General features: G+C 44.2%; 12 protein-coding genes and 1 pseudogene. 1 reads left to right on the top strand and 12 read right to left on the bottom strand.

The genetic code is table 11. The annotated features are described in order from the left end of the window. Nucleotides 1-70 precede the first annotated feature (70 nt). From NNC77_RS08050 to NNC77_RS08005, 10 genes are all read right to left on the bottom strand, one after another. Nucleotides 71-658: an IMPACT family protein gene (locus NNC77_RS08050; RefSeq protein ID WP_006849028.1), complete on the bottom strand. Its 588-nt coding sequence runs from the start codon at nucleotides 656-658 to the stop codon at nucleotides 71-73. Beyond that, complete coding sequence (locus tag NNC77_RS08045) at nucleotides 658-1,992, bottom strand: DUF1015 domain-containing protein (protein ID WP_254970374.1); 1,335 nt, start codon at nucleotides 1,990-1,992, stop codon at nucleotides 658-660. Before NNC77_RS08045 ends, NNC77_RS08050 begins: the two co-directional genes overlap by 1 nt. A gap of 104 nt (nucleotides 1,993-2,096) precedes the next feature. After that, the gene (locus NNC77_RS08040; RefSeq protein WP_022121822.1) at nucleotides 2,097-3,014 is read right to left on the bottom strand and encodes an NAD(P)-dependent oxidoreductase; all 918 of its coding nucleotides are present in this window, start codon (nucleotides 3,012-3,014) and stop codon (nucleotides 2,097-2,099) included. A gap of 13 nt (nucleotides 3,015-3,027) precedes the next feature. Further along, nucleotides 3,028-4,098: a 3-phosphoserine/phosphohydroxythreonine transaminase gene (serC, locus tag NNC77_RS08035; RefSeq protein WP_254970375.1), complete on the bottom strand. Its 1,071-nt coding sequence runs from the start codon at nucleotides 4,096-4,098 to the stop codon at nucleotides 3,028-3,030. Between the two features lie 286 nt (nucleotides 4,099-4,384). Further along, on the bottom strand, nucleotides 4,385-5,704 hold the full coding sequence (locus NNC77_RS08030) for a DEAD/DEAH box helicase (protein WP_254970376.1): 1,320 nt from the start codon (nucleotides 5,702-5,704) through the stop codon (nucleotides 4,385-4,387). A gap of 98 nt (nucleotides 5,705-5,802) precedes the next feature. Further along, a complete protein-coding gene (locus tag NNC77_RS08025; RefSeq protein ID WP_254970377.1) occupies nucleotides 5,803-7,029 on the bottom strand; it encodes a tetratricopeptide repeat protein in 1,227 nt (408 codons plus the stop codon). A gap of 23 nt (nucleotides 7,030-7,052) precedes the next feature. Continuing rightward, nucleotides 7,053-8,162, bottom strand: coding sequence for a DUF6057 family protein (locus tag NNC77_RS08020; RefSeq protein ID WP_117727972.1), 1,110 nt, complete (start codon nucleotides 8,160-8,162; stop codon nucleotides 7,053-7,055). A gap of 11 nt (nucleotides 8,163-8,173) precedes the next feature. Continuing rightward, nucleotides 8,174-10,273 (bottom strand): alpha amylase C-terminal domain-containing protein, encoded by a 2,100-nt coding sequence (locus tag NNC77_RS08015; RefSeq protein ID WP_254970378.1) that lies wholly within the window; start codon nucleotides 10,271-10,273, stop codon nucleotides 8,174-8,176. A 62-nt stretch (nucleotides 10,274-10,335) separates the two neighbouring features. Next, nucleotides 10,336-10,779 (bottom strand): YhcH/YjgK/YiaL family protein, encoded by a 444-nt coding sequence (locus tag NNC77_RS08010; protein WP_254970379.1) that lies wholly within the window; start codon nucleotides 10,777-10,779, stop codon nucleotides 10,336-10,338. Between the two features lie 180 nt (nucleotides 10,780-10,959). Next, nucleotides 10,960-12,039: a phosphatidylinositol-4-phosphate 5-kinase gene (locus tag NNC77_RS08005; RefSeq protein ID WP_118080022.1), complete on the bottom strand. Its 1,080-nt coding sequence runs from the start codon at nucleotides 12,037-12,039 to the stop codon at nucleotides 10,960-10,962. Between the two features lie 272 nt (nucleotides 12,040-12,311). Here NNC77_RS08005 and NNC77_RS08000 point away from each other — a divergent pair, with 272 nt between their 5' ends. Next, the gene (locus NNC77_RS08000; protein WP_118064459.1) at nucleotides 12,312-13,019 is read left to right on the top strand and encodes a LytR/AlgR family response regulator transcription factor; all 708 of its coding nucleotides are present in this window, start codon (nucleotides 12,312-12,314) and stop codon (nucleotides 13,017-13,019) included. A 31-nt stretch (nucleotides 13,020-13,050) separates the two neighbouring features. Here NNC77_RS08000 and NNC77_RS07995 read toward each other — a convergent pair whose 3' ends face one another. Both NNC77_RS07995 and NNC77_RS07990 read right to left on the bottom strand, forming a co-directional pair. After that, nucleotides 13,051-13,713 carry an HAD family hydrolase gene (locus NNC77_RS07995; RefSeq protein ID WP_254970386.1) on the bottom strand — a complete coding sequence of 221 codons (663 nt, stop codon included), beginning with the start codon at nucleotides 13,711-13,713 and terminating at the stop codon, nucleotides 13,051-13,053. Nucleotides 13,714-13,812: 99 nt separating this feature from the next. Next, nucleotides 13,813-14,322: pseudogene (locus tag NNC77_RS07990) on the bottom strand (carbohydrate-binding module family 20 domain-containing protein); the annotation flags it as partial. Between the last annotated feature and the right edge of the window lie 124 nt (nucleotides 14,323-14,446).

The raw sequence follows: 14,446 nt of genomic DNA, 5'->3' as shown, positions 1-14,446 counted from the left end.
GTTATCCAGGCTTATGACACACCCTCTTTTTATTTACCCAGCAGTTATTCATCTGTCTGTCAGTTATCTACTATTCAAACGACAGCTTTTTCAGACGGGAACGTAACTGCTCAGCCTCGCTCTTTCTTATAGAAAGTTTGATGCTGCAAGTATTATCGAAAGTCTGATCCAGAATACGCGGATTCATATCTTTGACTATCCTCATCACATCATTCATCATCGGATAAGTAAAATCATAGGTTACGATTTCCTCTATCTGTTGCGTAACCTCCTCACAATGAGCCAAAGCATCAATGGCAGCTTCACGATAAGCAACAATGAGTCCGCTGGTTCCCAATTTCACTCCTCCGAAATACCGAATGACAACAATTAAAATATCCGTCAATTCTGATTTCGTGATTTGGCCGAGGATTGGTTTTCCTGCCGTAGAAGAAGGTTCGCCATCATCATTGGCACGGAACTCTGTCCGTTCAGGACCTAGCATATATGCATAACAACAATGTCGGGCATCGTAATATTTCTTACGGTACCCGGCAACAATTTCCTTCACCTCGTCAACAGTTGTAACATGGTGAGCAAAGGCGAGAAACTTACTCCTTTTCTCGGTGTAATATCCCTCGCCTATCGTATCTGATATTGTCTTAAATTCGTCTATCATTAATCCAACTTGTGAATAATCAAACCGCTACGCAACTTAGGTTCAAACCAAGTTGCCTTAGGTGGCATAATCTTACCACTGTCAGCGATATCCATAATCTGCTGCATAGAAACCGGATGCAAAGCAAGTGCCATCTTCATCTCACCGCTATCCACACGACGTTTCAACTCACCGAGACCGCGAAGACCGCCCACAAAATCGATGCGCTTATCAGAACGCAAATCCTTGATACCTAGAATTTCATCAAGAATCAGGCGAGATGAAATATCCACATCAAGCACGCCGATTGGATCAGCATCATCATAGGTTCCCGGCTTGGCAAACAAACCGTACCATTTACCGTCCAGATAGAGGAGGAAAGAATGGAGAGCAGCTGGTTTCAGAATATCCAAGCCAAACTGGCTGATAGCATCATCAATAGCCATCTTTTCATAGCAAGGTATGCCCTCTTCATCACCAGATACATTCACATTGATTGCATCAATATCTATCACTTCGAAGTTCTTTGTCAAAGCATCGAGGAACTGATCAGAAGTCAGGCCATTCAAATCCTTCACAACTCGGTTATAATCGAGAATGGTAAGCTGACTTGCCTGGAAACAAACTGCCATAAAGTAGTTATATTCCTCCTTACCTGTATGATTAGGATTCTGCTTAGCTTTTTCTGCACCTACCAGAGCAGCAGCAGCAGAACGGTGATGGCCGTCAGCAATATAAAGGCTAGGCATCTTGGCAAATTCCGCTGTAATTGTGGCAATATCCTGATCATCGCTTACAACCCAGAACTGATGACGGAAACCATCAATTGGAGCAATGAAATCATATTCCGGTGTTGTTGCTGCATAACGCATCAGAAGTCCGTTAAGCACCTCATTATCAGGATAAGCGAAAAATACTGGTTCGATATTGGCATTGCATACACGAACATGTTTCATACGGTCTTCTTCCTTATCGCGGCGTGTCAGCTCATGTTTCTTGATGACACCCGTCATATAGTCGTTTACATACGCACCTACAACAAGACCATACTGAGTCTTACCATTCATAGTCTGTGCATAGATATAATACTGTTCCTTATCATCCTGTTTTAACCAGCCATTCTCCTGGAACTTTCTGAAGTTCTCTGCAGCGCTTTCATAAACGCGAGGATCGTACTCAGAAGTACCTGGTTCGAAATTGATTTCAGGTTTAATAATATGATAAAGGCTCTTCTCGTTATCGCCTGCCTCGGCACGTGCTTCCTCAGAATTGAGAACATCGTAAGGACGAGACTCAACTTGCTCAACGAGATTTTTAGGAGGTCTTACTCCCTTAAAAGGTTTTACTATTGCCATAATATTTCGTTTAAATTGACTAGTTTAATAAAAACATGAAAAGCCCATCAAGAGTGCTTCTGTGAAAAAGCACCCTTCATGAGCTATATGTATGGGGAGAATAATTACTTATTTACCTGGAATTTAGTGCATCCATCCTTAAAGAACGCATTAATCTGCTTAGCTGCAGCAATACCGGCATTGATATTTGCTTCTGCAGTCTGTGCACCCATCTTCTTAGGAGTTGAAAAGTAGCGACCCTCGAACTTGGCAAAGTCTGCATCAGCATCAGGCTTGATATCAGTGATGAACTTCAAGTCCTCACGCTCAGCGAGAAGTTTCAGGAGCTCAGGCTCATTGATAACCTCCTTACGCGCTGTATTGATGAGGATGCCACCCTTAGGCAACTGGTTTACAGTCTTGTAGTCGATGCTCTTGATAGTCTCTGGAGTAGCAGGGATATGAAGAGAAACGATGTCACAAGTCTGGAACAACTCATCCTGTGACTTTACAGCATGAACACCGGCAGCCTCGATAACATCAGCTGGGCAGAATGCATCGTAAGCAGCTACTTCCATGCCGAATCCCTTAGCGATGCGAGCCACATTTCGACCTACATTACCGAAAGCAAGAATACCCAGTTTCTTACCCTTCAACTCGCTGCCAGCCTTGCCGTTGTAGAAATTACGTACAGTAAAGACCAACAAGCCGAATACCAACTCAGCTACTGCGTTAGAGTTCTGACCAGGAGTATTCTCAGCCACTACATTATGAGCAGTAGCAGCAGCAAGGTCGATGTTATCATAACCTGCACCAGCACGAACGATAATCTTCAGGTTCTTTGCTGCATCGAGCACCTCGGCATCAGCCTTGTCAGAGCGGATAATCATCGCGTCCACATCCTTCACTGCATCGAGAAGCTGAGCTTTCTCTGTATATTTTTCGAGCAGCACCAATTCGTTGCCTGCTCCCTCTATTTCTTTCTTAATGCCTTCCACAGCAGCCGCTGCGAATGGCTTTTCTGTTGCAACTAATACTTTCATACAAATTCAAAAATTAATGTTGTGCTTCAAAATTCTGCATGGCCTTGACGAGTGCCTGAACACCCTCCATGGTCTGTGCATTGTAGCAGCTGGCACGGAAACCACCCACTGAGCGGTGACCCTTGATACCTACCATGCCACGCTCTGTAGCGAAGTCGAGGAATGGCTTCTCCAACTCCTTGTACTCATCGTTCATCACGAAACAGATGTTCATCAATGAGCGTGAAGCCTCTTCCACTGTACCCTTGAAGAGTTTGTTGCGGTCGATTTCAGCATAAAGAACTTCTGCACGTTCGTGAGCACGCTTATCAGCTGCCTCAACACCACCGTTAGCCTTCAACCAGCGGAGATTCTCCATCAAAGTATAGATAGGAACAACAGGAGGAGTATTGAACATACTGCCCTTCTCTACGTGAGTACGATAATCGAGCATTGTAGGAAGCTCGCGAGGAGCCTTGCCGAGCATATCATCCTTTACGATGATAACGGTAACACCTGCCATAGAAAGATTCTTCTGAGCACCTGCATAGATGGCAGTATACTTAGAAACATCTACTGGACGGCTCATGATATCTGAAGACATATCAGAAATCAATGGTACGTTTACGTCTGGATCTACACGGAGTTCAGTACCATATATAGTATTGTTGCTTGTCAAATGCAAGTAATCACAATCGGCTGGTACAGTGTTAGGAACCTGTGGATAGAAAGTGAAATTGGCGTCGGACGATGATGCGATCTCCACGACCTCACCAAAATGCTTTGCCTCTTTCATTGCCTTCTTAGCCCAAGTGCCAGAATTAATGTAGGCAGCCTTCTTGATGAGGAAGTTTGCTGGAATCTGCATAAACTGCAATGACGCACCACCACCAAGGAAGATTACGGAATAACCCTCAGGAATGTCAAGAAGCTCCTTGAATAAGGAGACTGCCTCATCAACTACTGGCTGGAAATCCTTAGCACGGTGGCTGATTTCCATCAATGAAAGACCTGAACCATTAAAATCCAAAATCTGCTTTGCTGTGTTCTCAATCACTTCGCGTGGAAGCATTGATGGACCTGCGTTAAAATTGTACTTCTTCATCTTTGTATAATTATTTAAGTTTTATACGATATAATCCTGTTAGCAGGAAAAATTAGTGCACAATACACCCATATAGGATACATAGTAAACCTTTGGATTGTATTTACGACTGCGAAATTACACTTTTTATTTGAAACTACCAAACTTTTCTGCACATTTTTAGCGTTTTGCGCAGATTTCTTTCATTTTGTTAGTCATTTTAGTATAATAACTGCATATTTATGTCTATTTTTACATTTATTATACATTAGCAAGCAACAGAGAAAAGATAATAGCAGTTTGTCAACTACCTTACCTCTTCCACTATCGTTTTGACGCCTTTTATCTTTTCGCCCTTTACATTATTCAGTACGCTGCGCAACTTCGTTCGGGAAATGGCAGCATAAGCATAACGGTCATTAACATCAATCTTTCCGATTTCAGCCGACTGCAGCCCACCCTTCTTGCAAAGGAAGCCTAAGATGTCACCCTTGCTGATTTTATCCTTCTTGCCTTTACCTATATATATAGTAGCCATCTTAGGTTTGGCTGGCGCAGGAAGCTGATCAGCAGCAGGCATCTCGTAATCCTCAATTTCAGCATCCACATATTCCGGAATATGCTCTTCAGGACCTAACAGGAAGAAAGCCCTGCCCTGGGCTTCCCATCTTGCCGTACGCCCTACACGATGGATATAACCATCCTCACTTTCCGGCATGTGATAATGGATAATATTATCTATATCTGGAATATCAAGTCCGCGCGAAGCCAGATCCGTACTCACCAGAATATTGGCACTTCCGTTGCTAAAACGGTAGAGAGAAGCCTCTCGCTCCTTCTGTTCCAATCCACCATGGAAGAAAGATGTAGAAAAACCTTGTTCTACCAGATATTTGTTGGTACGCTCTACACTATCACGGTAATTGAGAAAAACAATAGTACTCTGGTCGCCCAGGCTACGAAGCAAAAGTGCCAGGCTCTCCAGTTTATCCTTTACCGGACTTTCCACCTTATATATATGCACACGATCAGGAACCTGATCTTCATCCACACGGTAATCTATCTTTTCTACCCTACCCATGTGTACGAAATGAGGAATTTCCTCTGCTTCGGTAGCAGAAAGCAGGAAGTGACGACGCAAGCCAGGCAATGACTTAATCAGTCGGCTCATTTCGTCCTGGAAACCCATCTCCAGACACTTGTCAAACTCATCAATAATCAGGTATTTGATGTGATATGGAGAAAGATTTCCCTTATCCAAATGATCATTGAGACGACCTGGAGTTCCAAATACAATCTGAGGACGAACCTGTTTCATCACGCGATGCTCATCCATCGTAGCACGACCACCATAGCAAGCCATCGCACGCAAACCGCTGCCCATATTTTTCAATACGTTAGCCGACTGCAAAGCGAGTTCCCGACCAGGAGTTACCACCACCGCCTGTGCCTCGTCATCAGTAGCATCTATAAGTTGGGTAAGAGGCAAAAGATAAGCCAGTGTCTTGCCACTACCTGTTGGCGAAAGTATCACCACATCCTTGTTCCCGTGCAAGATTGCCTGCAAGGAATCCTGCTGCATATCATTGAGCTCAATGCCCAGTTTATCTAAAATTCTGTCTACCATAAATTTCCTAATAATCAATTTCAATAGAGAAGTATTCTTTTATTAAAGAGAAGTTTTCCTTTCAAGAGAAGTTTTCATAAATTCCTCATCATGAGGCATTATTTCTTTTTCTGATTGAGCAGTTTGTCAATCTCATCAAACTCCTTACCCATGTTCAGGTTCAGATAGATGGTATATAGCGGCAAAGCCCACTGGTCCTGCATATCAGGCGCCATCGTTCTGTACTTCTGTAGATAAGGCATTGCACTCTTGTAAAGTCCGTCTATCACCTGATGCGTTTTGCGGGATTGCAGTGAATTCTTATCCATTTCAACCGCCTGATTGAAATAAGCCAAACCTATATTATAATAAGCACCAGCCAAAGAATCGTTCACGGCAAGTGCCTTTTTGCTCACTTCGATGCATTGCTTGAAATCACCCATATTCAGGAGAATGGTTCCCTTGGTAAAGAGATAGATATCATTGTCGGGAGCTATCGCCAGCGCCTTATCTGCTACGGCGAGTGCAGAATCGAGTTGGTTTTCCTGCGAATAATACTCTACCAGACGCGGGAAGAAGAACGGGAATTTCGGATCCCGCTCAAAACCTTCCTTCAAGGTCGAGAGATAGCGCGCAGTATCCTTCTCCAGTTTGTAAGTCTCAGCCAGATACTGTAACATATAGTTATAATGAGCCGTATCTTTTAGCGCCTCATAAGAATGATGAAGCGTAGCTTTGGTATCTTTCATCTTATATCCGGCATATACAGCCCAATAAGCTGCCGAAGAAAGATATTTGTCTTTCTGGGCATACTTATAAGATTGGAACATCGGTGCTGTACTGCACTCTATGTACAGGTCAAAGAACTGATAAGCCTCCTTGTATTTCTGCTTCCTGATAAACCAGGTTCCTCCGTTATAGAGGTTCGGCCGTATCCTGTTCAAATATTCAGAATGAGACTTGCGGAAATCAAACTCACATTTTCCTTTCTTGTTAGGAATCATCTCAACGGAATCAAGTCCTTGGGCTATAACGAAGAGCTGTCGAGTTGCATTGAAGAGTTGGGCTGTATCATACGCCTGTTTGAGGTAGAGTTTCTCATTACCCTGTTCATACTGCTTCTTCACAGCATCGAAGAGAATATTCCAAATTTTCTTGTTATTCCGGTTGGCAGAATCCGTCAGGAGTTTGCACATACTGGATTCGGCCTTCGCCAAATCCTTGCCAGCCTTTACCAGATCTTTGGCTGCAGAAATCTCTTTCTTCTGTGCCTGCAGCCCTAATGGCGCCAACAGGAGAAAAACTATCTGTAAGACCCATAAGTTTCTGAATATCTGTATTTTCATATTAATCTCCTAAATTAAAACTTTCATTTGTTTCCATACTCATAATAATACCAGTAGGTATTTCCATAAGTATCCCGAAGAGCATTCTGCTTTTCTGTCTCATTAGCATATTTGTGATCCATCTGCTGGAAATCCTCAAAGTCTGTATCCATCACATTATCGTGATAAACGATACTTGGATTACTGCGGCGATGCGTATAAAGAACCAACGCTTCCTTATAATGAACAGGCAGTTTGCCCGAAGTTACTTTGTAATGTTTCTGCACCTCTGCTACGAACTTGTCTAGTTGCTTGTCCAGCAAGAGTGCACAAAGCTGATAGTCAACAGGCAGACGATACTTGAGATGATGTTTAACCATCCATGCCGAAGGTTTCTGCATCCATTTTGGCGCCTTCCACATCATAGCCTTCACGGTTACGCTATCCGGCATCATCGCCTTACTTCCACCTACCAGCGGATAAGTAAAGAGACGGCTGCCCAACTCGCCTGTTTCGTTGAGACAGGCTATACGGAGCATCGTCAGCGAAGAATCTGTTTTCAGAGATTTTTCACCTACTTCCAAAGCTTTTTCATACTGTTTTTCTTTCATCAGATGTTCCATGCGCATACGTTCATGAAACAGCCGATCATTGCTAGCAACAAAGTTGACAAGCAATATTATCACCAGCATCTGGAGCAGATTCACCCACATATAGCGGGAAAACCAGCCGTTACTGTGAGGCTCTGTTTCTATCGGCTCCAACTGGCGGGCTATCCATATTAATCCGCCCCAGAGAATCAGACAGAGTGGCAGGATAATCCACCACGCCCCCAGCGAATGATAACGGTCGATATCAACGGGGATATCGGTAATCATCGTCAGGATGAGGAACGAAGGGAAATAAGTAAGCCCGTGGAAACGGCGTTTCACACGGGTTACCGCGTACACTCCCACTTGCAGCAGATAGAGTACGAGCGTGATAAGCAGTGGAGCCAGCGTGTAACTGTAGTTGGTCAAACCGCCTGAGAAAACATGCTGAGCCACTGCCAGTACGTCTGCCTGGTAAAATGCCAGGTAGACATAGGTAAATGTGATAAAGATGATAGCACAGGCGATTTGCATCTTCGCAGTACTACTCCTTTTATTTTTCATAAATCAATCTATTAATTTTTCTTCAGCACCAAAGCTGTACGAGCTGGCAGATAAAGTTTCAGCCACTCCTTACGGTCTTTCACATAAAGTGGATCGTAATTAGTCAGATGCGTCATCGTGTCATCATTCAAGCCATTACCGCCGAAATCCTTGCTGTCAGAATCAAGCACTACGCCGTAGGAACCGGTTGGAACCAGGAAGCCATAGTCGGTGAAAGAGCGGGTTGGCGAGAAGTTAAACACGAAGAGCAGATCGCCACGCATAAAGGCGAGAACCTGATCGCCATCATTATGCCAGATTTCTACAACTGGTGTCTTGTTAAAATTCTTTTCGCTTGTAATCGTCTTGAGCATTTCTCGGTCGAAATCTCCAAGATAGTGGTAGCAGAGTTCATGATTATCTACCAGATTCCACTGTCTGCGGGCATATTTATGGCTCCAGCCATTACCCTCGCGAGGGAAATCGATCCACTCTGGGTGACCGAACTCATTACCCATGAAGTTGAGATAACCGCCATTGATTGTAGAGGCGGTAACCAGACGGATCATCTTATGCAGAGCAATACCACGATGAGCCATTTCGTTTTCATCGCCCTTCTTGAAATGCCAGTACATATCGGCATCAATCAGACGGAAGATGATGGTTTTATCGCCCACCAATGCCTGGTCATGACTCTCACAGTAAGAGATGGTTTTCTCATCCGAACGGCGGTTCTTTACCTCCCAGAAGATACTGGATGGTTTCCAGTCCTCATCCTTCAGTTCCTTGATGGTCTTAATCCAATAATCTGGAATATTCATCGCCATGCGATAGTCAAAACCATAACCGCCATCCTCAAACTTGGCTGCCAGGCCCGGCATTCCGCTCACCTCTTCGGCAATCGTAATGGCATGCTTGTTAACCTCGTGAATCAGACAGTTGGCAAGGGTAAGATAGCAGATGGCATTATCATCCTCGTGACCATTGAAATAATCGCCGTAGTTGCAGAATGCCTCACCCAAGCCATGACTGTAATAGAGCATGGATGTTACACCATCAAAACGGAATCCGTCGAAATGGAACTCATTGAGCCAATACTTGCAGTTGCTCAACAGAAAGTGGATGACTTCATCCTTTCCATAGTCGAAGCAGAGACTGTCCCAAGCCGGATGCTCATGACGGTCGCCAGGATAGAAATACTGGTTAGGATCGCCAGCGAGATTACCCAGTCCTTCCACCTCGTTCTTTACGGCATGAGAGTGAACGATGTCCATGATGACGGCAATACCATTCTGGTGAGCTGTATCAATGAGATCCTTCAACTCTTCAGGAGTTCCGAAGCGGCTACTTGCAGCAAAGAAACTGCTTACATGATAGCCGAAGGAGCCATAATACGGATGCTCCTGGATAGCCATAATCTGAATGCAGTTGTAACCATCCTTGATGATACGTGGCAACACATTCTCCTTAAATTCTGTATAAGTGCCAACCTTCTCAGCATCCTGTGCCATACCGATATGGCATTCATAGATGAGCAGAGGCGCCACATTTGGTCTGAAGGTTTTCTTCTTCCATTTATATGGTTCCGGATTCCAAACCTGAGCAGAGAAAATCTTGGTCTGGTCGTCCTGTACTACGCGCTGTGCCCATGCAGGAATACGCTCGCCTTCACCACCTTCCCAATGAACTTTCATCTTGAAGAGATCGCCATGTTTCATCGCTTTCTCCGGAAGTTTGAGTTCCCAGTTGCCAGTATTCTTTATTCTTTTGGCACGATACTTTTCGGTTTCCTGCCAGTTGTTGAAGTCACCTATCAGATAGATATCTGTTGCATTAGGTGCCCACTCACGGAACACCCATCCACGGGCAGTCTTATGCAGTCCGAAATACTCGTATCCATTGGCAAAATCGCTCAATGTCTGTTTGCCGTTATTAGTCAGCTGACCGAGTTTCCAGAGTGCATGGTCGTGTCGGCCCTTGATGGCATCCTCATAGTCTGCCAGATATGGGTCGTTCTTCACGAGTCCGATATGCTTTACCACAGCCTTCGCTGCCTTTTTTGCAACTGGTTTCTTTGCAGTTGCCTTTTTAGTTGCAGCCTTCTGGGCTGTAGTTTTCTTTTCTGTTGCCATATATCATGATTTTAGATGGTTACTCTATATTATTCTTTAATTTTATCTTGAAGATTTCTTATTTAATTCTTAATCTTGAAGATAGCCTTGTGGATATCACCACTACCGATGCATGGCTGATGACCGTCTTGTGGCCAGAAGATAGCAAACTGACCTGGCTTGCAGGTAACGAGCGTCTGCGCTTTCACACCAGGATACTTGGTTACATCCTTAGCCTCGTTATATTCCACTTCAGGAAGATCAGCAAGAGGAGTATAGCCATAAGTCTCCTCGTTGTCAAGAGGAATCTGAATATCAATCATCTTGCGATGTGTTTCAAGAACAGCATCTTCCTCGCTTTTTCCGTGAGCTGTCGTTATGTTAACAAAGAGGTCACCCTCCTTGATTAAATGCTTACCGTCCTCCAATTTAAAGAGGTCATTATCTTTGATAAACTTCACAACATCAGCGAAGAGCGGATTGAGAGAAACGTATTTCTCCAGATTGTCTAAAGTATCTACTACCATAATTCTAGTTTAAGCATTGAGATTTGAACATTTACTTTTAACTTTGAGATTTGAAAACAGAACATTGAACATTCAATATTCAACATTATAATATGTTCTTTTTTCTCATTATTTAAAATATAAAGGTTCTCTATCTCGTTATTTATAATTTCTTTGTATTTTTCTAATTTTCCGAAGAGATTAGTCTTCAAATCGTTTGCCGTTTTCGTAGGCTCCCTTGGCTGTAACCTGTCCGTTGCGGTCTTTTTCTACAAATCTTCCGTCACGCACATCGTTACGGTAGGTTCCTTCGAAACGCTTACCGTTTTTATCTTCTTCTATGCAAGGTCCCTGACGCTTACCTTTGTGATAGGCACCCTTGAATCTTCTGCCATCAGCATAATGAATCACGACATTACCATCAACCAGACCGTTCTTGAACTCACCTTCAAACACGTCGCCGTTCTTCTTGGTCAGTTTGCCCCTGCCGTTCTGCAGATCATCCTTCCAGTCGCCTACATAGATATCGCCATTCTTCCAGATGAAGGTACCCTGACCGGTACGCAAGCCATCCTTAAACTGTCCGTTATACTTGGCGCCCTTTGCAGAGCGGAAGATGCCTATACCCGTGCGTTCTCCCTGCACATAATCGCCTTCATAAATGTCGCCATTATGAAATTTATAGATACCCTTTCCGTCCTGGATATCATCCTTCCAGTCGCCGATATACACATCGCCATCAGCATATTTGAAAGTACCTTTTCCTGAGCGCTGGTTGTCTAGCCACTGACCGTCATAAGTAGTTCCGTCTCCCCAGTTGAAGAAGCCGTTTCCATTCTTCATATCGTTCATCCACTGGCCTTTATACTGTGCGCCATTGGCATAAGTATAAACGCCGCGTCCCTGACGCTTGTCCTTATACCAGTCGCCGTCATATTTATCACCATTATAATAGAACATGACGCCATGACCATGCTGGTAATCGCGGAACCAGAGGCCTACATATTTGTTGTTGTTCTGGAAATAGTAGGTACCCTTACCATGCTGCTGGTCCTGCATCCACTGTCCCTCATACTTTTCGCCATCACTGAAGGTATAAACGCCATAACCTTCGCGCTTACCTTTCATATAAGAGCCTTCGTAGGTATCCCCATTCTTATAGATGGTAGTACCTTTTCCCTGCGGCTTTCCGCTCACCATTTCGCCTTTAAACTGACCTCCGTCACGGGTGATGCAAGAGCCTAGCGAAATCTTCTGGGCTGAGGCATCAACCGATGCCATAGCCAAAGCCAAGGCAAGGAAAAAACACTTGCTCCGACAGGACAATTTGGTATGTTGTTTCTTATTGTATTTCATATTCTACAGTTATAGTCTGACTTATCAATCTCCAAAATTACGGTTTTTTCCTCAAATAGCCAAATAGATTAAACAAATTTAAGGTAAAATCATGAAAATAGATTTTTATCTGAAAAAATCTGCAGCTTGATACAATAAACAAACACAATTTTCGTTTTTACGAAAATCGAGAATAAAATCACTAAAACAGTAAAATTATGATTTTAAATTGCGCCATCATAGATGAAGATCCGGAAGCTTTGCAACTCCTGGAACAGTATATAGAGAAAACTCCGACCCTGCATTTGATCGGAGCCTACAAAAGTGCGATAGATGCTGTAGACGGCATCCATCACAACCATCTCGACATACTTTTTCTCGCCATCCACATGCAGCAGATCAGCGGTCTGGAATTTGCAAAGGTTGTACCCAAGAACGTGAAGATTGTCTTCACCACCGCATTCAAAGAGTATGCCATCGAAGCCTACAAAGTGAATGCATTCGACTATCTGCTCAAGCCCATCACCTACGATGACTTTATGGGATCATGCCAGAAAGTCTTCGAAAGCTACATGCAGGACGATAACTACAACCCTATCAAGCGCGACGGTTTTCTGGTGGTAAAACGAGATTACAAATGCGTAAGAATCCCGATAGATGATATTCTGTTTGTTGACTGCGACAAAGACTACATCCGTTTCCATCTTGAGGGCAGGCCTAACATCAGAACCCTGGGCAACCTCAAACAGTTGGAAGAAAGGCTGCCAAGAGAGAAATTCAAGCGTGTACACCGTTCGTTCCTTGCCAACATGACAAAGTTTGATACGGTAGATCAGCAGCACATTACCTATGGCGACCAGAGCATTCCGATATCAGAAACCTACTTTGAATTTATCAAGAACTATCTGGAAGACCATTCTCTATGATGGTCTTCCAGATAGTTTTATCCTACCTTTCTTATAATATCTGCAAGGGTGATGATACCAGGATAGAAGCTCCATGTGCCAACAGGAAATCGTGATCTCTGAATCCCCAAAGGACAGAGATACAAGGCATTCCACTGTTCTTTGCCGTCATCACATCCACGTCGCTGTCGCCGATATATACCGCCCTTTCTCTATCCGCATGCAGCTGTCGCAAGGCTTCGTTTACGGTATCTGGAGCCGGTTTTTTCTTGATATTCTCCCGCTCTCCTATCGCCACATCTACCAGGTCGCCGAAGAAATGGCGGCAGATTTTCTGGGTAGCAGCATAAAACTTGTTGCTTACCACCGCAATGTTCTTTCCCCTATTCTTCAGTTCCTCCAGCATCTCCATCACGTCCGGATAAGGTTTCGTATTATCCATATTGTGCACCATATAATGCTTGCGGAAATCCTGTAGGGTTTTCTCAAACTTCTCGTTCTCCAATCCTCCCGGCACGGCACGTTCCATAAGTTTCTTCACCCCGTTTCCTACAAACATGCGTACCTCCTCCAGCGTACGTTCAGGCATCCCGTTCAGCTTCAGCGCATAATTGCAGCTTGCAGCCAGGTCGTGGAGAGAAGAAATCAGGGTTCCGTCAAGATCGAAGATATAGGTATCGAAATTGAACTGGGCATGAACCGGAACCCTCTTGATGCGGAACTCACCGCCGTGTAGCACATAAACATCCTGATGGTATACGCGGATTTCACCCTGAGGAGTTCCCTGTCCACCAGCCTGTTCATTACCCGAAATGCCAAAGATTCTGTTATCCCCAAATTCCCATCTCTTCAGTTTCTGGGTCTGTGCATCAATCACCACATATTTATATTCTATCGGCTCATCGATAGCCTGCACATTCACAGATATTTCCCAGTCCTTGCCATGATTGTTCTGCATCTTCAGGAAATGAGCCGGATTCCATTTGCCCAGCGTAGGATGATTTCCCAACAGAGCTACAGCCTCACCCTCATAGAGTTTCGGGGCATGAATCTTGAAGATGATAGTACGGTCGAAGAGAGGCAGACGCGCTGGCTTGACATCAGTAAACTTTACCTGCTGCAATACGAAGGCATTTTTTTCCACGTAAGGATTATCCTCCTCCAGCCAATAGTCCTGAAAATAGAAATTCTTACTCTCATCAAAAACATATTGGCGGGCAGAAGCGAGCGATTCCCTACGCAGCACCTTTCCCTCAGCATCTTTCACGCAGTAGCAGTAAGCTACAGCTACGAAAGGGTGATGGCGGTTCTGCCTTGACGCCATTTCCACCTCCCAGTGATAACCGTCCCGGGTGGTCATCGGCAAGTCCATCGTATCTTGATAGCCGTCAGCAGCGGCAAAAGTTAATTCTACATGCAGGGCATGACCCCACTTGGCAGCATACGCT

This window comes from Segatella copri (assembly GCF_024330485.1).
Taxonomy (GTDB): Bacteria; Bacteroidota; Bacteroidia; order Bacteroidales; family Bacteroidaceae; genus Prevotella; species Prevotella copri_L.
The sequence above is the reverse complement of the archived record's forward strand: the minus strand, read 5'-3'. Positions and strand labels throughout refer to the sequence as shown.